Source organism: Mycobacterium sp. E3198, assembly GCF_001667015.1.
Classification (GTDB): domain Bacteria; phylum Actinomycetota; class Actinomycetes; order Mycobacteriales; family Mycobacteriaceae; genus Mycobacterium.
This window is the reverse complement of record NZ_LZIS01000109.1, coordinates 1-18838: the sequence shown is the minus strand read 5'-3', so window position 1 is coordinate 18838 and position 18838 is coordinate 1. Positions and strand designations below refer to the sequence as shown.

Sequence of the window (18838 nt, the reverse complement as noted above, 5' to 3'; positions counted from 1 at the left end):
GCAGCCCCGGGCGCCCGGCTCAGTACAGGGGTGACCAGTCCGACGTCCGCAGCAGCCGGCTCTGCCACTGATCGCGGAACTTCAGCGCTTCGAACATGTAGCTGCCCGGCGCCCGATGCTCGGCCGGGACCTCCTTGGTGAGCAGATGGACGAGGGCCGCGTAGTTGTTGGAGTCGTCAATCTTCTGCCACAGCATGGCTTCTCGACGACGAGAGCTGCCGTGGGCCACCTGGAAGCACGCCTGGATGTCGAGGATGCGCATCCGGGCCGGCGCCTGCGACAGCGGCCGGTAGTAGATCTCGTCCCAGGAGCGGATGTAGTCGTCCAAGGGCGCATGGGGCCAGCCGGTGTCCTCCATGAACATGGTCAGTGGGTGGGTCTGGACGGTGGTGGGCACGCCGGCCAGGTCGACGGTCTGCAGCGGCGACCACGCGACCGGCAGCAGCAGCTTGCCCGTCACCTCGTGGCGGAGGTTGTCCAGTTCGCGCATCCACGGGCGAAGGTCCCCGGTCTGGGCCCGGCGGGCCAGGCTTTCCCAGGCCGCGCCGTCGCTGATCCCGGTGATGGTGACGACGTTGTAGGACGCCCCGCTGCCGTGGGCGTGGTTGGTGTACCAGAGCAGCCGCGCGCTGTCCTCGCCGGCCAGCGTGGGCATCCAGCCGTCGCGGTAGGCGGCTTCGAATTCGTCCTGCCGCGCGCCCACCACCTTGTGGGTCTCGTGAAGAAACAGCACTGGCACTCCCGGGTTTTCAGGTGTTAGGTCAGGTCTCGTGCACGATGAGCGCGGCGATCTGGCGGCGGCTCACTTTGCCGGTCGCGTTGTAGGGAATCTCTTCGACGATCGCCAGCTGCTCGGGCAGCTTGAAGTAGGCGATCAGCTCGCGGCAGTGCGCCCGCAACTGCTCGAGTGTCACTGGGGCGCAAGCCACTACGGCCGCCCCGACCCGTTGGCCGAGCTCCTCGTCGGCGAGCCCGGCGACCGCGACGTCGCTGACCGCGGGGTGGGACCGCAACGCCTCCTCGACCTCGACCGGCCCGAACTTCTCGCCACCCCGGTTGATGGTGTCGCTGAGCCGGCCGGACGGGAAGATGTAGCCGTCCGCATCTTGGCGGGCGAGATCGCCGGTGCGCAGCCAGCCTTCGGTCACGTTCTGGGTGGTGTTCACCCACAGCTCCCCCACCGCTCCGCGCGCAACGTCGTTGCCGGTGGCCGGGTCGACCACGCGCACCTCCACCCCGGGCAGCGGGCGGCCGACCGAACCCGTCCGGGCCGGGTCCCGGTGATCACCGGGCAGCAGGGTCGTGTACGCCCCGAGCGTCTCGGTCTGGCCGAACACGTTGGCGAACGCGACGTGCGGTAGCGCGGCCATCGCCCTGCGCACCAGCGCGATCGGCGCGGCGGCGGCCCCATACGCGATGGCGACCAAGGACGTCAGATCGGTGTGCGGGAAGTCCGGGTGGTCGAGGATGCGCTGCAGCATCGTCGGCACCATGAAGGTGGTCGCCACCCGGTGCTCCGCCACCAGGCGCAGCCATTCGCCGGCGTCGAAGCGTGGCTGCACCACCGAGGTGTTGCCCGAGTACAGACCGCCGAGCGTGCCCAGCGCGCCACCGACATGGAAAAACGGGACGCACATCATCCCCAGCGCGGGTTTGGCTCCGGCCCGGAAGGGCGCCGCCATTCCCGTGATCCGGGCGGTCAGCCGCCGGCCCGTGATGCCGACGGCCTTGGGCAGCCCGGTCGTGCCGCTGGTGAACAGCACGAGGGCGTCCCGGTCGGCGGCGTCGCCGGCGGGCGGCGCCGGGTCGGGCCCCTCCTCGGGGAGGTCGGACTCCGTCAGCACGCCCGGCGCGCCCGCGTCCCGCAGGCGCCCGACGTACGGCTCCCCCGCGACCGCCACGCCGGCGCAGCCGGCGTTTTTCATGAGCCCCTGCAGCTCGGGCGGCGTCAGCGCGGGGTTCATCAAGGCGGCGGCGGCGCCGATGCGCGCCGCGCCGAGCACCGTCGCGATCGACAGCAGGCTGCCGTTGTCGACGACGGCGACGCGCTGGCCGGCGACGACCCCGCGAGCGGCCAGGGCGGCGGCGCAGCGCCGCACCGTCGCCGCCAGGTCGCCGTAGCTGATGAAGCGCCCGTCGATGATGAGCGCGGTCCGGGCCGGGTCGCCTGTCGCGGCGGCGTCGAGGATGGTCCCGGTGTTCATCTAGGGGCCTAATACAGGGGTGACCACGCGGAGGTGCGCAGCAGCCGGCTGGTCCACTGGTCGCGCAGATCCAGGGCGTCGTGCATCCACGTGCCCGGCGCGCGGTATTCCGACGGGATGTGGGTCCGGAGCAGCTCCAGCAGTTGCTCCGGCCGTTTGATGCGCTGCATCAGGATGACCTCGCGGCGCAGGTGGCTGCCCAGCGCGGGCTGAAAGGCCGCCTGGATGGTCAGCATCGAGGACGGCCGCTCCAGGCTGCGGGCGTAGACGTCGCCGCAGCGGTCGATGTATTCCTCGAACTTGTCCTGGTAGGGCCACATGGTGTCTTCCATGTAGAGCGTCAGCTCGTGCTCCCGGCCGTCGGTCGGTACGTCGTCGAACGACACTTCCTGCAGGGGCGACCACACGAGCGGGACCAACAGCTTCGCCTCCACCTCGTGGCGCAGTTCGTCGAGGCCGCGGATCCACTTCTGCAGGTCGCCCTGCTGCACCCGCAGGGCGAGCCGTTCCCACGCCGCCCCGTCGCGCACCGCGGTGACGGTGACGACGGTGTAGGCGGGGCCGCTGCCCTGGGCGTGATCGGCATACCACAGCAGCCGGGCGTCGTCGTCCGCGCCGAGCATGGGCATCCAGCCCTCGCGAAACGCGGCCTCGAAGTCGTCTTCGGCGCGGCCGCGCACCCTGTGTACCTCGTGCATGAACAGCACGCCGAGACCTCCAAACACGGGACGCTCTGGTTTTGAACGCCCTCGTTTCACGGACGGTAACCCGGCCGCTCTCCGGCGTCCGCGCCGGGTCTACAAATGCACAATGCGGCGCGTTCGCCGACCTAGACAGCCGAGTCGAGAATCTGGTTTGCTTCGTTACGGTAACGACATTCACCGGGCAGGAGTTCACGGATGGCCCGACTCGATGTGCCGGACGGTCCCGGCGGCGAACCCGCCATGATCTGGACGCTGCGGCCACAGCTCGGCGGCATGGTCGAGCGGATGATCCGGGGCGCGTATGAGCAAAGCATCCTGCCGGCCGAGGAGCGGGAACTGGCGAGGATGCGCATCGCCCAGATCAACGACTGCGTCGCCTGCTCGGATTTTCGCGCCCAGTCCGTGCTGAACGCCGGCGTTGCCCCCGAGCTCTACGACCACGTCGCCGCCTACGCCAGCTACCCCGGTTACACGCCGCGTCAGCGTCTTGCCATCGAGTTCGCGGAACGCTTCGCCAACGACCACGCGTCGATGGACGACGCGTTCTTCGGTCGGCTGCGCGCCGCGTTCTCCGACGAGGAGATCCTCGATCTGACGCTCTGCGTGGCGGTGTTCCTCGGCCTGGGTCGCTCGCTGGCGGTGCTCGGCGTCGACCAGTCCTGCGCCATCGAGCTTTGATCCGGCTTCGACCAACAACAGTAAGGATCCGATGGACATCGCGACGGTCGATGAGTTGCTGAGCACCACTCGCGCCGTCCGCAAACGCCTCGACCTCGACCGACCCGTCGGCCGTGAAGTCATCCTCGAATGCATACGGCTCGCCATGCAGGCGCCGACCGCGAGTAACGCGCAGGACTGGCGCTGGCTGGTGATCACCGATGCCGACAAGCGCGCGGCGATCGCCGAGATCTATCGCCGCGTCGGCGCCGAATACCTGGCGTACGCGGCCAACGAGGCGTCCGATCCGCAGACCCAGCGCGTGTATGCCGGCGCGTTGGCCCTGACCGAGACGCTGGCCCGCGTTCCCGTGCACGTCATCCCCTGCCTGGACAACCGCATCGACAACTCGAACCTGCTGACGGCCGCGTCGGCCTGGGCCTCGATCATCCCGGCCGGCTGGAGTTTCCTGCTTGCCCTGCGGTCGCGCGGCCTCGGGTCGGTGTGGACGACGATGCACCTGGCCAGGGAGCAAGAGGTGGCCGAGCTGCTCGGCATCCCCGACACGGCCACCCAGGCCGCGCTGTTCCCCGTGGCCTACACGATCGGCACCGACTTCCGGCCGGCCAAGCGGCCACCCGCGGAGACCATCACTTACTGGGACACCTGGGGACACCCCGCTGGAGAACGCTGATGCAGTCCTATACCGTGCGATTCCACGTCGACGCGCCGCCGAGGAAAGTGTGGCGGGTGCTTCATCCGCCCGTTCCACCGAACGCGCCCCGGCCGCGGGTGCTCACGTGGCCCACGGGCAGCATGGAGATCCTCAACGAGGGCAACGAGGCAGGTGAGGGGTTGGTCCGCACCTGCATCTTCCCGGTCCCCAAGTACCTGCTGTCGGGCGGCCGAGCGCGGTCGTGGGAGACCGTGACCGAGGCGGAAATGTACAAGCTGTCGCGCTATGTTGCGGTCGGCGCGCCGTTGTGGTCCCGCGCCGAGGGTTATCACGAACTCGAGGAGCAGCCCGACGGCACCACCGTGCTGACCTTTCACGAGACCTACCACGCCTACAACCCGGTGCTGCGCTTCTTCCTCGAGCGCCCGGTGCACGCGAGGATTTCCCGCGACAACCTTGACACGTACGAGCACGCGTTGGGCTACGCCGGCAAAGTGCGCCGCCTGACGTAAGAACCGCCTTCCACCCCAACGCTTTTCGCCATCCGCGAGCCGCGTGCGGTCAAAGATGTCGGTGGCCAAACCCGGTGCCCGGCTCGCCCTCCCCGGTCCGACGCTGGTGCAGCTCGTCGAGGTCGAATAAGCCGATGCGCGCATGAGCGCCGCGATCGCCCGGCACGGGGTCGCGACGCGAGGCTTTCAACTCGCCTGGCCGGACCGGCGGGGGCGGTGGCCGTGGTCGGCGAGCGGGCCGCTCCCGGCCGCGCGAACGGTCGGCGGCGACTGCTCGAACTTAGCTCCCCGCGAATGCCCGCAGTACACCGAGCGAGCGCGCTTTGCTCGGCCGAGACCTTTCCCGCTCGCGACCCAAGATTTGGTTGATGGTGGGGATGGGGGACCTAAAAAGAGGTCCGCGATTTGTCGAAAACTCACCACAAGGTGCCAAAGGACCCTAACCTGAGTTCCGCCGCGAAAACTAAGCTATGGAAACGGTATTCATCGGCGCCACGACGTCAACCGCTTTCCCGGTTTGATGAAGGGTCAGAGGCTTGATCAATTCCAGAAAAGACCTTCTCCTGGTTCAGATGCCCTCGGTGGCGCGCTATGCGGAGCGTCTTCGTTCGGCCGATCTGCGGGTGACACGCCCGCGCATCGCCGTGCTTCATTCGGTGCAGCTGAACCCGCACGCCGACACGGAAACGATCATCGGAGCCGTGCGCGCGTGCCTGCCCGACGTGTCCCGGCAGGCCGTCTACGACATCCTGCACGCGCTGACCGATGTCGGTCTCTTGCGACGGGTCCAGCCCCCGGGCTCGGTCGCACGCTACGAAACTCGCGTAGGCGACAACCACCATCACATGGTCTGCCGGAGTTGCGGGGCCATCGCCGACGTCGACTGCGCCATCGGTGGGGCTCCCTGCCTCTCCGTCGCGGACACCAACGGCTTTCAGCTCGACGGGGCGGAGGTCATCTATTGGGGTCGCTGTCCCGGCTGCTCGGAAACACTCGTGTCTCAACCCATCGAGGATCACAGCCCCACCGAACAACTCCCCGACGGCATGCTCGATTCGGGCGATAGCGGCAACCCCCCACCGGGCAATGGCCAACTGGTGCCGGCGCCAACGCCAACCCCGGCGCCGGGGGAATGGCGCGCCCCCGGCCCGCTCACGCCCATCACGGGGTTGAAGGCGGCCGGAATTGGGACAGGCGGGCTGGGAGCCAATGCCGGGTGGGCGCGCTACGACATCGCTGATGCCACAGTGGCCAGCAACGGGCCTCGCATCGAGCCGTCCGTTTCGCCCTCGTCAACGTCCACATGAAATGGGTTGCTCGCACCGGTAAACTGCTGCCTCGTGGGGTTCAAGGTTAAAGCATCCGTGACGGCACGATCGGTGACCGCGGGGCTGCTGCTTGCCGGCTGGGCGGCAGCGTCGGCGGCCGTCGCCGGCGCCGATCCGGAGCCGACTCCCCCACCAGGGCCGAAGACCACGATGGACCACGATGGGACGTTCGCGGTCGGCAGCGACATCGCTCCGGGCATCTACAGCTCGGCGGGACCCGTCGGAGACGGCACCTGCTACTGGAAGCGGACGGGCAACCCCGACGGCAACCTCGTCGACAACGCCCTGAGCAAGAAGCCGCAGGTAGTGCAGATCGAGCCCACGGACAAATCGTTCAAGACCTCGGGGTGCCAGCCCTGGCAGCTGACGCCCGACGCCGCACTGCCCCCCAGCGCCCCGCCTGCCGGTGTGCAAGGCACCCTCGGCATCCTCAACGGGCTGCTCGGCGGCCAGAACGGCCCGCCACCCCCCCATTCCTGACGGGAGCTTGCCGGCCATTGGCGACTGACGCGGGTGACCCCCAGCCTGTTCTCGTCATCGGTGCCGGCGTCAGCGGTTTGACGTCCGCGATCTGCCTGGCCGAGGCGGGCCGACCGGTGCGCGTGTGGGCGGCCGCGATGCCGCAAGAGACGACGTCCGTGGTGGCCGGTGCGGTCTGGGCGCCCCCGCGCCCGGCCGAACGCGCCGCGGCGACCCTGGACTGGACCGCGCATTCGCTGCGGGTGTTTCGCGACCTGGCCGACGAGCCCGGCACCGGGGTGCTCCTGGCGCCGGCGCTGGCCGTCGGCGAATTCATCGGGGCCGAGGCGGCCTCGCCCGCGGCCAAGCTGATCCCCGACCTGCGGCCGGCCGACCCCGCCGACGTGCCGGACGGCTTCGGCGCCGGGTTTCGCGCCAGCATGCCGATGATCGACATGCCGCGCTATCTCGACTACCTGACCCGCCGGCTGGACGCGGCCGGCGGTGAGATCGAGGTGCGATCGGTCGGGTCGCTGGGCGAGGCCGCCGACGCCGCGCCGATCGTCGTCAACTGCGCCGGGCTCGGCGCGGCAGCGCTGACCGGCGACGACTCCGTGCGGCCGGTGTTCGGCCAGCACGTCGTCCTGACGAATCCCGGTGTGCGGCAACTGTTTATCGAGTTGAGCCATGGCCGGGAATGGACGTGCTTTTTCCCGCATCCGCAGCGGGTGGTGTGCGGTGGCGTCAGCATTCCAGGCCGCTGGGACACCACCCCGGATCCCGAGGTGACCGACCGGATCCTGCAGCGGTGCCGCGGTATCGAACCGCGGCTGTGCGGGGCGGAGGTGATCGAGACGATCACCGGGCTGCGCCCGGACCGGCCGGCCGTGCGGTTGGAGGCCGAGCAGCTGGGGCGGGCCCGGTGCGTGCACAACTACGGGCACGGCGGCAACGGCGTGACGCTGTCGTGGGGTTGCGCGCGCGACGTGCTGCGCCTGGTCGATCACCCGGAGGGGCGATGAGCATTGACTACTCGCTGCAGGCCCACGTCGCGACCATCACGATCAACCGTCCCGAGACGCGCAACTCCTTGGACATGGAGCACTTCCGCGACCTGGCCCACGCGTGGGCGGCATTCCGCGACGACGATCGCGCCTGGGTGGCGGTGATCACCGGCGTCGGCCGGGACTTCTGCACGGGCGCCGACCTGAAGAAATTCATCCCGGAACTCACCGGCGACCTGCCCAAGCCCGAGGGCTGGAACAAGGACGACGCGATCCACGCCGTCCTGCATCGGTTCCCGGTGTACAAGCCGATCGTCGCGGCCGTCAACGGCACCTGCGTCGCGGGCGGCTTCGAGATGCTGACCTCCACGGACATTCGCGTCGCCGTGCCCGAGGCGCGTTTCGCGGTGATGGAGCCGAAGCGCGGCCTGTTCGCCGGCGGCGGGAGCACCGTCCGGCTGCCCCGCCAGATGCCGTACCCGCTGGCGATGGAGTTGCTGCTGACGGCCGACATGGTGGACGCGGAGCGGGCCCTGGCCATGGGGCTGATCAACCGGGTGGTGCCCGCCGACCAACTGATGGACACCGCGTACGACTACGCCGAGCGCATCGCGGCCAACGCGCCGCTCGCCGTCTTTGCGACGAAACAGTCGGCCGTCGAGGGTCTGTCGCTCGAGCTCGGGGCGGCCTACGACAACGAAACACGGCACAGCGACCGGGTTTTCGAGACCGAGGACGCCAAGGAGGGGCCCCGCGCGTTCGCCGAGAAGCGGCCGCCGCGCTGGCAGGGCCGCTGACGATCTAGGCGCGCGTGACGTCGCGGATGACCAGCGACAGCACCCAGCTCACGATCGACAACAGGATGGCGGCCCAGATCGCCGTCCACCAGAAGTGGTCGATCTGCAGCCCCCAGTGCGTGGTGTGCGCGGTGATCCACGCGGTGATCCACAACATCAAGGCGTTGATCACGACGTGGATGAGCCCGAGGGTGAGGATGTACAGGGGAATCGACAGGATCTGGACGACCGGCTTGATGAACGCGTTGACCAGACCGAAGATCACGGCGACGACGAAGATGATCGCGACCGTCTGCAGCGTGGTGTTGCCGCCGACGAATCTCATCCCGTGCATGAAGAGGGTGACGATCCACATGGCGAGGCCGGTCAACGCGGCGCGAAGCAGAAAAGGACCCATGCGAAGGATCCTCCCACGCGGTCCCGTTCGTTCGTGCGCTCGAAATGCAACCCGGCGGAATTATCTCTAACGGCGGTGGTGAAAACGGCCCCCTACAGGCCTAGCATTGAGGGCGCTATCCCCGATTCGGCGGGACGTGGGCGTCCGGGATTGGGTCCGCCGGCTAGGACGTGGGCGTCCGCGGCTTATGCAAATTCCTTCCAGTCGAGAAGGTGCCATGAAGCAGCTCTGTGATGACCTGCATCGGTTCGCCATCGAGGTGCGTCAGCTCGGATACTCCCTGCAGGGCGGTCTGGGCGAGCGGGAATGCCTGGCTCTCAGCGATCGCATGCTCGCCGCAGTCGAGGACGCCGAGGCCAGATTGGCCGGTCCGATTTCCAGTCCGGCAGTTTCGGCTCAGCGTTGATCGATCGCGGGACCGAGAACATGATGACAACCAACCGCACCGCACACCTCCGCGACAACGAGCGGCGTGAGCGGATGGAGCAAATCGAAGGAATCCTCCGCCGCCTCAACCCAGAGCTGACCGATGAGCAACTCGCCGAGCTGATCGCCCGGTTCTGGCAGCGGTCGGGTTTCGGCGACGGCTGAGGCCATTCAGTTCAGGCTGTAGAAGCGCTGGGCGTTGAGCCCGCCGATCTTTTCGCGCGCCTCCTCGCTGATGTCGGCGCGGGTACGCAGGTGCTTGGTGCTCTCCGGCCATTCGCCGTCCCAGTGCGGGTAGTCGCTGGCGAACATGATGAAGTCGGCACCGAGCACGTCGATCACGCCGGGCAGGATCGGTTCTTCGGGCTCACACGTCACGAAGATGTTGCCGGCGGCCAGGTATTCGTGCGGGTCGCGGCGCCAGCCGCGCTCGACCCAGTCGCCGCGCTTTTCGTAATGCTCGTGCAGGCGATCGATGAAGAACGGCACCCAGCCGGCGCCCGCCTCGAGGAAGGCGACGCGCAACCGGGGATGCCGTTCGAAGACGCCGCCGGAGACCATGGCGGTCATGGCCGTCATCTGGTCGAACGGAAAGCTGATGCAGTGCACCTGGATGTAGTTGGTGAACCGGTCCACCCCGATCTTCGGCAGGTGAATCCCGGGCGCCCCATGGACGCCCAGCGGCATCTGAAGGTCGACGGCGGCGGCGTAGAAGGGGTCGAGGTCGGGGTGATCCAGGTTGCGGGTCTTGAGCGCGGGCGGCACCAGGGTCGCCACCAGCCCGAGCTCCTTGGCCTCGGTCATGACGTCGATGGCCGCCTGGCCGTGCTCGATCGGGGTCACCGCGACCCCGCGCAACCGGCCACCGGAGGAGGCACAGTAATCCGCGATCCACTGGTTGTAGAGCCGCGAGAATCCCGCGGCGAAGTCCGGATCCTCGAGGCTGGGCGCGCACAGCCCCATGCTCGGGTACAGCACCATCGTGTCGATGTGGTCGCGGTCGGCGTCGCCCAGCACGCCCTCGGGTGACCGGCAATTGATGTCGGGCGCCTTGCTGATCCCGTGCTCGGGCGGGCACCCCGCTCCCGGACCCTGATCCTCCGGGTAATTGCGGCCCTCCAGCGTCAACCGCAGCCGCCCGTCGGTGCTGGGCTTGACGTGGTCGGGCCAGCGCTTGATCGCTTCGATCGCCAGTGAGGAGTTCTCGGCGACGTGTCCATCGGCGTCGATGATTCGCATATCCGGAACTTACTCTCGCGCATCGCCGCCCGGTACTGCACGATTGCTCAGGTGAGCGCGCAACGTCCGGAAAACAAGCTGACATCCGATCAGCGGAATTCGTTCGTCGCGGCGTTGCTGGGCTGGACGATGGACGCTTTCGATTACTTCATCGTCGTGCTCGTCTACGCCGACATCGCCAAGACTTTCCATATCAGCAAGGCCGAGGTCGCGTTCGTCACCACCGCCACGCTGCTCATGCGCCCCGTCGGCGCGCTGATATTCGGCCTGTGGGCCGACCGCATCGGGCGGCGGCTTCCGCTGATGGTCGACGTGATCTTCTACTCCGTCGTCGGATTCCTGTGCGCGTTCGCGCCGAACTTCACCGTGCTGGTGATCCTGCGCCTGCTCTACGGCATCGGGATGGGCGGCGAGTGGGGGCTGGGTGCGGCGCTGGCGATGGAGAAGGTGCCCGTCGAGCGGCGCGGGTTCTTCTCCGGGCTGCTGCAGGAGGGCTACGCCTTCGGCTATCTGCTCGCGAGCGTCGCCTCGCTGGTGGTGATGAATTGGCTCGGCCTGTCGTGGCGCTGGCTGTTCGGGCTGAGCATCATCCCGGCGCTGGTCAGCCTGATCATCCGCTATCGCGTGGAGGAATCCGAGGTCTGGGAGGCCGCACAGGACCGAATGAGGCTGACCAGCACCAGGATTCGCGACGTGCTGCGGGACGGCGCGATCGTCCGCCGATTCGTTTACCTGGTGCTGCTGATGACGGCGTTCAACTGGATGAGCCACGGGACGCAGGACGTCTACCCGACCTTCCTGGGGGCGACGACCAACCATGGCGCCGGCTTGTCCAGCGTGACCGTCAAATGGATCGTGATCGTCTACAACCTCGGCGCCATCCTCGGCGGTCTGGTGTTCGGGACGGCGTCCCAGCGCTTCGGCCGCCGTCACACGATCATCTTCTGCGCGTTGTTGGGGCTGCCGATCGTGCCCTTGTTCGCCTACTCGCACAGCGCGGCGATGCTGTGTCTCGGCTCGTTTCTGATGCAGGTGTGCGTGCAGGGCGCGTGGGGCGTGATCCCCGCGCATCTGACGGAGATGTCGCCCGACGCGATCCGCGGCCTCTATCCCGGCGTGACATACCAGCTGGGAAACCTGCTGGCCGCGTTCAACCTGCCCATCCAGGAACGCCTGGCCGAGTCGCATGGCTACCCCTTCGCGCTGGCCGCGACGATCGTGCCGGTGCTGATCGCCGTGGCATTCCTGACGATGATCGGCAAGGACGCCACGGGTATTCGCTTCGGTACGGCCGAAAGCGCTTTCCTGCCAACCGAAATGGCGTGAACTCAGTCGGCGTCGGTCAGGATGCGCCGCAGCAGGTGCATCGCCACCGTCGTCGATCGTTCCCGCACGTCGGACCGGTTGCCCGGCAGCCGCAGCGTCCGGGTGTCCGTGCGGCCGTCCGCCAGCGCGACCGTGAAACACACCGTGCCGACCGGCTTTTCCGGCGTTCCGCCACCGGGACCGGCGATCCCGGTGATCGCTACCGCGGTGTCGGCGCCGAAACGTTGCAGCGCACCTCGTGCCATCGCCTCGGCCACCGGCTCCGAGACCGCGCCGTGTTTGTCGATCAGAGCCTTCTCGACGCCGAGGACGTCCGCTTTCGCCTCGTTGGAATAGGACACCACGCCGCCCATCACGTAGTCCGACGAGCCGGCCCGATCGGTCAGCCGCGCCGCCAGCAGTCCGGCGGTGCAGGATTCCGCCGTCGCGATCCGGCGGCCCGACAACAGTTTTGCGACCAGCTCGTCGATGCTCGAGCCGTCTTCGGAGAAGATCTGCTGTGCGTGCCTTTCGCGCAGTAGCCGGGTCAGCTGCTGATAGGCGTCCGCGGCGACCGGCTCGTACCGGGTGACCATTTCCACCTCGCCGCGCCGCAGGCAGGTGGTGATCTCCAGCGCGCCGAAGCCGTCGACCGCCTTCTCGGCGTCGCGCAGCGTTTCCGCCAGCCCCGACTCCGGCAAACCGAACATGCGAATCATCTTCTGCTCGTATGTCGTTCGGCCCGCAATCGCTTCTTGGGCGGCCGGGGTTTGGATGGCCCGGCGCCACATCGGCTGCAGCTCGCGCGGCGGCCCCGGAAGCACGATCACCGCCGGCTTGCCCCCTACGACGACGCCCGGCGCGGTGCCCACCGGGTCGAGCACCTGGGCACCGGCGGGGATCATCGCCTGCTTGCGGTTGGCGGCGCGTACGGCCTCGAAGTCGACGCCCTCGAAGCGCGCCATCATGTGTTTCAGGATGTCGGCGATCTTGTTCTCGGTTGCCTCGTCGAGGATTAACTCGCGGCCGCAGAAGCGGGCGACGATCTCGACGGTCATGTCGTCGGCGGTGGGCCCCAGGCCGCCGCTGGTGATGATCAGGTCCACGCCCTGCTCGGCCATGAACCGCAGCTGGGCCTCGATATCGGCGGGCCGGTCGCCGCAGATGGTGATGTGCGCCAGTTCCACGCCCAGCTCCAGCAGGCGATCGGCGATCCAGGGGCCGTTGGCGTCTTGGACGCGTCCGGTGAGGACTTCGGTTCCGGTGACGACGATGCCCGCGCGTGCGCTCACCGGGATGAGCCTACTGAACGGGCCTCAAGCCGCGGCGAGGCTCCGCAGCCTCGCGACGCCGTCGCCGCCCCGGCCGCCATCACCGCCGCGACCGCCGGCACCGCCGGCGCCCCCTGCTCCCCCGGTCCCGCCTCGGCCGCCGGCGCCGCCGCGACCGCCGGGCGCACCGGGCGCGCTCGCCTCGCCGGGCCCGCCACTCCTAGGTGTTTCGCTGGTCATTCCGATCGCGCCCGCCTGTCTGTGGAGCCCGACCAGCCTATTCTCCGCGGTTTCGACCGGATCCGGTGACGGGCGCCGACGCCGTGCGGCGCGCGACAATGAACGAATGATCGAGTTAGAAGTCGTTCAGGCCGACATCACCACGCTCGAACTCGACGCGATCACCAACGCCGCCAATACCCAGCTGCGGCACGGGGGCGGCGTGGCCGCGGCCATTGCCCGCGCCGGCGGGCCCGAGGTGCAGCGCGAGTCGACCGACAAGGCGCCGATCGGGCTCGGGGAAGCCGTGGAGACCACCGCCGGCGACATGCCGGCGCGCTACGTCATCCACGCGGCGACCATGGAGCTCGGCGGCCCGACCTCGGCCGAGATCATCGCCCGGGCGACCGCCGCCACCTTGCGCAAGGCCGACGAGCTCGGCTGCCGCTCGCTGGCGCTGGTGGCGTTCGGCACCGGTGTCGGCGGGTTCCCGCTCGACGAAGCGGCGCGGCTGATGGTCGGGGCCGTCCGGCAACACCGGGCGAGCTCGCTGGAAAAGGTGGTCTTCGCCGTGCACGGTGACGCGGCGGAGGGGGCGTTCCGCGACGCGGTTCGCGGTTAGCCGCCGGACAGATGGCGCTCGACGGAGGCGACCTTCTGCGTCATCGCGCCCCGGGCCGAAGCCCGCGAGTCCACCTTGATCACCGTGCTGACTCGGGGCGCCCGCGCGGCCACCGCCTCGACGGCGCGCTGCACGACGGCCATCGCTTCCGCCCAGGTGTCACCCTCGATCACGGTGAACATCGAATTCGTCTCGTTGGGCAGGCCGGATTCGCGGACCACCCGAACGGCTTCGGCAACGATCTCTCCGACGCCCTCGCCCACGCCGAGCGGGGTGACGGAAAAAGCGACGAGCACGGACACGTCACGAGCCTACCCACGGCTTTCTCCCCCCGCCTGGCAGCATCGAAGACCATGCGGGTTCTGGTGCAACGGGTCTCATCGGCGTCGGTGTCGGTCGACGGCCACGTGGTAAGCGCTATCCGGCCGGCCGGGCAGGGCTTGTTGGCTTTCGTCGGCGTCACTCACGACGACGATCCCGGCAAGGCGCGACGGCTGGCCGAAAAGCTTTGGTATCTACGCATTCTCGCCGATGAACGGTCCGCCGCCGACGTCAGCGCGCCGATCTTGGTGGTCAGCCAGTTCACTTTGTACGCCGACACCGCGAAGGGCCGGCGGCCGTCCTGGAACGCGGCGGCCCCCGGAGCCGTGGCCGAACCGCTGGTCGACGCGTTCGCCGGGGCGTTGCACGCGCTGGGCGCCGACGTGCAGACGGGCGTGTTCGGCGCGAATATGCAGGTCGAACTGGTGAACGACGGACCGGTGACGGTGCTCCTGGAAGCGTGAGCGGCGTACGTTGGGAGGCGAACGGGAGGCATCAATTGAGCACCAAACCAGAATTCGGGTCGCTCCGCTCCGACGACGACCAGTGGGACATCGTCAGCGGGGTGGGCTACACCGCGTTGCTGGTGGCGGGATGGCGTGCGCTGCATGCCATCAGCCCGCGGCCGCTGGTCCGCGACGAATACGCGCAGCTTTTCATCGCCGCCGCGCAGGACCCGTATCTGGCGGGCGTGCTCGCCAATCCGGGAACCTCCGAGGACGAGACGGCCTTCCCACGCCTCTACGGTGTGCAGACCCGGTTCTTCGACGACTTCTTCGCCGCCGCCGGCGGGGCGGGCATCCGACAGGCGGTGATCGTCGCCGCCGGATTGGACTCCCGCGCATACCGCCTTGACTGGGCCGCTGGCACAACGGTTTTCGAGGTTGACCTGCCGAAGGTCCTCGAATTCAAGACGGGCGTGCTCGGCGAGCACGGCGCTGCGCCCAAAGCCCGCAGGGTCGAGGTCGCGGCCGATCTGCGCACCGACTGGTCGCGGGGGTTGGAGGCGGCGGGCTTCGAAACGGAAGCCCCCAGCGCCTGGTCGGTGGAGGGCGTGCTGCCGTACCTGACCGGCGAAGCCCAGCACGCGCTCTTCACCCGCATCGGCGGGCTCAGCGCGCCGGACAGCCGAATCGCCATCGGCGCGTTGGGCTCCCGTCTGGACCGCGAGCGGCTCGCCGCCCTCGAGACGGACCACCCCGGCGTCAACATGTCCGGTGATGTGGACTTCTCCGCGCTGACCTACGAGCCCAAGGGTGACCCCGCGGAATGGCTCGCCGCGCACGGCTGGGCCGTCGAACCCGTCCGCACTACGCTCGACCTGCAGGCCGGCTACGGGATGACCCCGCCGCCGGTGGACGTCAAGATCGACGCGTTCATGCGCTCCCAATACATCACGGCGACGCGGTCGGGCTGACAGCGCCGGAGGCGGCGTTAGGGCGTCAGCAGGACCTTCACCTCGTCGCCGGACCGCGACTGGGCGGTCGCGTAGCCCTTGGCCGCCTCGTCCAGCGACAGGGTGGTGGTGAAGACGCCGTCGACGTCGAGCCGGCCGGCTTGCAGCAGCGGGATCAATTCCGGCCAGGTGCGCTGCACCGGCGCCGTGGTCATCCGCAGGGTGATGCTGCGAATCAGACAGCCCAGCGCGTTGAGCGGAAACGGGTTCATATCGTGCACGCCGACAACCGAGACGGTGCCGCCCGGCCGCACCGCATTCAGCGCGTCGGTCAGGGACGCGTCGGTGGCGACGGCGTCGATGACGGCGTCGGCGCCGCGTCCGCCCGTGGCCGCCAGGATGGCTTCGACCGCCGGCGGCTTGACCGGCGTCGCTCCCCACGCGGCGGCGCGGTCCAGCCGCCCGTCGACGCGGTCGACGGCGAAAACCGTTGCGGCGCCGTGAAAAAAAGCGCAACGCAGCGCGCAGAGGCCCACCGCGCCCAGGCCGATGACCGCCACCGTGCCACCGGGCGGAATATCGGCCCGTTGGGCCGCCGCCCAGCCGGTGGCCAGGTTATCGGTGAGCAACAGCGCCTGCTCGGTGCTGATCCCTTCGGGCGTCTCGAGCAACTGGAAGTCGGCCGCGGGCACTGCGAGCAGGTCGGCCTGCGCGCCCGGAAGCACGCCGCCACCGAAAATCTGAAACCCGGAAAAGCACATCACCGGGTCGCGGGTGGCACATCCCGGGCAGGCGCCGCAGCCGGTCACCGAGGACACCATGACCCGGTCGCCGACCTTGACGGTGCGCACGTCGGGCCCGACTTCGACGACGGTGCCGACCGCCTCGTGGCCGAGCGTCATGGGCGCGACCAGCGGATAGTCGCCCTCGTAGAAATGCAGATCGGACCCGCAGATCCCGGCGGCGGTGACCGACACGATCGCCCCGTCGGGACCGGGGAGCGCCGGATCGGGGCGCGTGTCGACCTCGATGTTGTGGGGTCCGTCGAGGACTACCGTTCGCATGGTGGCGTGCTCACTTTCTTTTTCGCACAACGAAGTTGGACCAGTCGGGGGTGCGCACCGCGGCCCAGTACTCGTTGAGGCGCCACGGGCTGACGGTGTGGATCTCCCCGTCGGCGTTCTTGAAGTAGGAGTGCTTGACGGCGGGGTGCGACCACACCATCTTCTTGATCTGGGTCTGCGTCCGCTGATGCCAGGCGGTGGCGGCTTCGGCTTTTGGTTCCACCGAGTGCAGCTGCTCCCGGGCCAGCCGCTGCAGGCACTGGTCGATGTAGCGCATCTGGAGTTCGGACTGGAAAATGAGGCTGCCGCCATGGGCGAGATGGGTTCCGGGCCCGTAGATGATGAAGAAGTTCGGAAATCCCGGCACCGTGATGCCGAGGTAGGCGTTCGGCCGGCTGCCCCACATCTGGTGCAGGTCAACCCCGTTGCGGCCGGTCACTTTCAGCGGCCACAACACATCGGTGTGGCGAAACCCGGTCGCGTAGACGATGACGTCGGCCTCGTGCGTCACGCCGTCCTCGGTGACCACGCCGTGCGATGCGATCCGCTGGATCGGCGTGCGCACCAACTCGACGTTGTCGCGCTGCAGCGTCTGCAGCCAGCTGCCGTTGTCCTGCAGTGTCCGTTTCCCGGTGGCGGGATAGTCGGGCAACACCTTGTCCAACAATTCGTGACCTTCGCCGACCTGGCTGGTGATCCACTGGGAGAACATCATTCGGGCGGCGGCATTGATGTCGCTGACGGCGTAGTCCTGATCGGCGTAGTTGGGGTCGCCCTCCGCGGCGTCGAGTCCCTTGTCGGCGCCCGGCCAGAGCACCAGGAACCGGTACCACCGGCCGTAGCAGGGCAGGTGGCGCATCGCCCAGCGCACCCCGTCGCCGACCTCGTCGTGGTACATGGTGTTGGGGAACATCCACTGGGCGGTGCGCTGGAACACGGTGAGCTGCTCGACCTGGCCGGCGATCGCGGGTGCGATCTGAAAGCCGCTGGCGCCGGCGCCGACGAGCGCGACGCGTTTTCCGGTCAGATCAACCGAGTGGTCCCAGGCCGCCGAGTGAAATGACGGGCCCTCGAAGGTGTCCGCGCCGTCGAATGCGGGGATATTGGGCCGGTTGAGCTGACCGACCGCGGTCAGGACGGCCCGCGCGGTGATCGTGCTGGTCTGGCCGTCGGGGCCGCGCAGCGAGACGTTCCACAACCCGTCGTCGTCGTTCCACTGCGCCGCGAGCACCTCGGTGTTCCACCGGATGTGCTCGGCCAGGCCGTGCGTGTTCATCACCCCGGTGAAGTAGTCCTGCAGCTCGTATTGCTCGGCGAAGAAGTGTGTCCAATCGTTGTTGGGTTCGAAGCTGTAGCAATAGAAATGGTTCGCGACGTCCACGCGGGCGCCGGGATAGCTGTTCTCCCACCATGTTCCGCCGGGCCCGGCGTTCTTTTCGACGATGGTGAAGGGGATGTTGGCCTGTTTGAGCCGGATCCCGGCCAGTAGGCCGGACTCGCCGCATCCGACCACCAGGACGGGAAGGTCGGCCGCGGACTCCGGCGGGAGGGCGGCCGGACGGCGCGGATCGAGGCCATCGAGATCCATCTCTTCCAGGATCAGCGGCAGGTAATCGTCGGTGACGTGTTCGCAGGCCGCCCAGTCCATCATCTCGCGAATGAGTTCGAGGCCCAGCGGTTCGGGTTCGGGGCAACCGCGGTCCCGGTAGTCGGCGAGTACCGGGAGCGCCGCCGCGCGGGCCCGCGCCTTGTCCTCCTCGGACATGAACCCCTGAACCTCGTTGAGGAAAATCCCCATGGGCTTGAAGTCTCGGATGAACCGGGGGTCGCCGGTGATGTGGACGAGGGAGAGCAGCAGGGTCGGGATGCTGACATCCTCGAGGGCGGCCGCGATCTCGTCCGTCGGCGTGGTGAAGGGATGGCCGGCATAGCGGCTGCGCATCAAGCCGATCCTTCCGGTAGGCGGGGCCTGCGAATTACGCTACTGCGCGTTTCGTAATTGCCGGCACCACGCTACCCCGTTGCGCCGCAGCGGATCAAGGAGCCGAGCGCCGCCCGTCGGATGCTGTTAAGGCTTTCCGTTCGCGCCGGGGGCGCCGAAGTCACCGCCCAGGCCTCCCATGCCGCCATGCCCGGTAGCGGTCCCATTACCGCCGTTGCCGCCGAGACCGAATATCGACGGGTTGTAGGTGCCCATGTCGATGATCCCGGCGTTGCCGCCGTTGCCGCCGTTGGCG

21 protein-coding genes and 1 pseudogene are annotated in these 18838 nt (G+C 68.5%); 13 read left to right on the top strand and 9 right to left on the bottom strand.

Features of this window, described 5'->3' with window-relative positions; translation table 11 throughout:
- Window positions 1-19: 19 nt before the first annotated feature.
- The 3 genes from A5673_RS12470 to A5673_RS12460 are packed head-to-tail and all read right to left on the bottom strand — an operon-like array spanning window position 20 to window position 2929.
- Window positions 20-733: a hypothetical protein gene (locus A5673_RS12470; protein WP_068232137.1), complete on the bottom strand. Its 714-nt coding sequence runs from the start codon at window positions 731-733 to the stop codon at window positions 20-22.
- 28 nt (window positions 734-761) lie between these two features.
- Window positions 762-2204, bottom strand: coding sequence for a class I adenylate-forming enzyme family protein (locus A5673_RS12465; protein ID WP_068232134.1), 1443 nt, complete (start codon window positions 2202-2204; stop codon window positions 762-764).
- Between the two features lie 8 nt (window positions 2205-2212).
- Window positions 2213-2929, bottom strand: coding sequence for a hypothetical protein (locus A5673_RS12460; protein WP_231971037.1), 717 nt, complete (start codon window positions 2927-2929; stop codon window positions 2213-2215).
- A gap of 174 nt (window positions 2930-3103) precedes the next feature.
- On the opposite strand from A5673_RS12460, the gene A5673_RS12455 reads away from it, so the two are divergent.
- From A5673_RS12455 to A5673_RS12425, 7 genes and pseudogenes are all read left to right on the top strand, one after another.
- A complete protein-coding gene (locus tag A5673_RS12455) occupies window positions 3104-3586 on the top strand; it encodes a carboxymuconolactone decarboxylase family protein (protein ID WP_068232126.1) in 483 nt (160 codons plus the stop codon).
- Between the two features lie 31 nt (window positions 3587-3617).
- Window positions 3618-4259, top strand: coding sequence for a nitroreductase family protein (locus A5673_RS12450; RefSeq protein ID WP_068232123.1), 642 nt, complete (start codon window positions 3618-3620; stop codon window positions 4257-4259).
- Window positions 4259-4753 (top strand): SRPBCC family protein, encoded by a 495-nt coding sequence (locus A5673_RS12445; protein WP_068232120.1) that lies wholly within the window; start codon window positions 4259-4261, stop codon window positions 4751-4753. Before A5673_RS12450 ends, A5673_RS12445 begins: the two co-directional genes overlap by 1 nt.
- Before the next feature lie 572 nt (window positions 4754-5325).
- Window positions 5326-5763 (top strand): annotated as a pseudogene (locus A5673_RS30000) (Fur family transcriptional regulator); the annotation flags it as partial.
- Window positions 5764-6093: 330 nt separating this feature from the next.
- Window positions 6094-6561: a hypothetical protein gene (locus tag A5673_RS12435; protein WP_068232115.1), complete on the top strand. Its 468-nt coding sequence runs from the start codon at window positions 6094-6096 to the stop codon at window positions 6559-6561.
- Window positions 6562-6578: 17 nt separating this feature from the next.
- Window positions 6579-7562 (top strand): FAD-dependent oxidoreductase, encoded by a 984-nt coding sequence (locus tag A5673_RS12430; RefSeq protein WP_082958694.1) that lies wholly within the window; start codon window positions 6579-6581, stop codon window positions 7560-7562.
- The gene (locus tag A5673_RS12425) at window positions 7559-8341 is read left to right on the top strand and encodes an enoyl-CoA hydratase/isomerase family protein (protein WP_068232110.1); all 783 of its coding nucleotides are present in this window, start codon (window positions 7559-7561) and stop codon (window positions 8339-8341) included. The genes A5673_RS12430 and A5673_RS12425 overlap by 4 nt, the downstream gene beginning before the upstream one ends.
- A 4-nt stretch (window positions 8342-8345) precedes the next feature.
- Here A5673_RS12425 and A5673_RS12420 read toward each other — a convergent pair whose 3' ends face one another.
- Window positions 8346-8738: a phage holin family protein gene (locus A5673_RS12420; RefSeq protein ID WP_068232107.1), complete on the bottom strand. Its 393-nt coding sequence runs from the start codon at window positions 8736-8738 to the stop codon at window positions 8346-8348.
- Between the two features lie 217 nt (window positions 8739-8955).
- Here A5673_RS12420 and A5673_RS12415 point away from each other — a divergent pair, with 217 nt between their 5' ends.
- Both A5673_RS12415 and A5673_RS12410 read left to right on the top strand, forming a co-directional pair.
- Window positions 8956-9144, top strand: coding sequence for a hypothetical protein (locus tag A5673_RS12415; protein WP_068232104.1), 189 nt, complete (start codon window positions 8956-8958; stop codon window positions 9142-9144).
- A gap of 23 nt (window positions 9145-9167) precedes the next feature.
- Window positions 9168-9329 (top strand): hypothetical protein, encoded by a 162-nt coding sequence (locus A5673_RS12410; RefSeq protein ID WP_197518363.1) that lies wholly within the window; start codon window positions 9168-9170, stop codon window positions 9327-9329.
- 6 nt (window positions 9330-9335) lie between these two features.
- On the opposite strand, the gene A5673_RS12405 is transcribed toward A5673_RS12410, so the two are convergent.
- Window positions 9336-10403, bottom strand: coding sequence for an amidohydrolase family protein (locus tag A5673_RS12405; RefSeq protein WP_068232098.1), 1068 nt, complete (start codon window positions 10401-10403; stop codon window positions 9336-9338).
- A gap of 51 nt (window positions 10404-10454) precedes the next feature.
- On the opposite strand from A5673_RS12405, the gene A5673_RS12400 reads away from it, so the two are divergent.
- On the top strand, window positions 10455-11729 hold the full coding sequence (locus A5673_RS12400; protein WP_197518362.1) for an MFS transporter: 1275 nt from the start codon (window positions 10455-10457) through the stop codon (window positions 11727-11729).
- Window positions 11730-11731: 2 nt separating this feature from the next.
- On the opposite strand, the gene A5673_RS12395 is transcribed toward A5673_RS12400, so the two are convergent.
- On the bottom strand, window positions 11732-13006 hold the full coding sequence (locus A5673_RS12395; RefSeq protein ID WP_068232096.1) for a competence/damage-inducible protein A: 1275 nt from the start codon (window positions 13004-13006) through the stop codon (window positions 11732-11734).
- Window positions 13007-13325: 319 nt separating this feature from the next.
- Here A5673_RS12395 and A5673_RS12390 point away from each other — a divergent pair, with 319 nt between their 5' ends.
- Window positions 13326-13820 (top strand): macro domain-containing protein, encoded by a 495-nt coding sequence (locus A5673_RS12390; RefSeq protein ID WP_068232094.1) that lies wholly within the window; start codon window positions 13326-13328, stop codon window positions 13818-13820.
- Here the strand turns inward: A5673_RS12390 and A5673_RS12385 are convergent.
- Window positions 13817-14122 carry an MTH1187 family thiamine-binding protein gene (locus A5673_RS12385; protein ID WP_068232091.1) on the bottom strand — a complete coding sequence of 102 codons (306 nt, stop codon included), beginning with the start codon at window positions 14120-14122 and terminating at the stop codon, window positions 13817-13819. The genes A5673_RS12390 and A5673_RS12385 overlap by 4 nt on opposite strands.
- A gap of 51 nt (window positions 14123-14173) precedes the next feature.
- On the opposite strand from A5673_RS12385, the gene dtd reads away from it, so the two are divergent.
- Window positions 14174-14605: a D-aminoacyl-tRNA deacylase gene (dtd, locus tag A5673_RS12380; RefSeq protein ID WP_068232086.1), complete on the top strand. Its 432-nt coding sequence runs from the start codon at window positions 14174-14176 to the stop codon at window positions 14603-14605.
- A 35-nt stretch (window positions 14606-14640) separates the two neighbouring features.
- Window positions 14641-15558 (top strand): class I SAM-dependent methyltransferase, encoded by a 918-nt coding sequence (locus A5673_RS12375; protein ID WP_068232084.1) that lies wholly within the window; start codon window positions 14641-14643, stop codon window positions 15556-15558.
- 17 nt (window positions 15559-15575) lie between these two features.
- Here A5673_RS12375 and A5673_RS12370 read toward each other — a convergent pair whose 3' ends face one another.
- Both A5673_RS12370 and A5673_RS12365 read right to left on the bottom strand, forming a co-directional pair.
- The gene (locus tag A5673_RS12370; protein WP_068232081.1) at window positions 15576-16601 is read right to left on the bottom strand and encodes an alcohol dehydrogenase family protein; all 1026 of its coding nucleotides are present in this window, start codon (window positions 16599-16601) and stop codon (window positions 15576-15578) included.
- A gap of 10 nt (window positions 16602-16611) precedes the next feature.
- Complete coding sequence (locus tag A5673_RS12365; RefSeq protein WP_068232079.1) at window positions 16612-18543, bottom strand: NAD(P)/FAD-dependent oxidoreductase; 1932 nt, start codon at window positions 18541-18543, stop codon at window positions 16612-16614.
- Window positions 18544-18838: the final 295 nt, after the last annotated feature.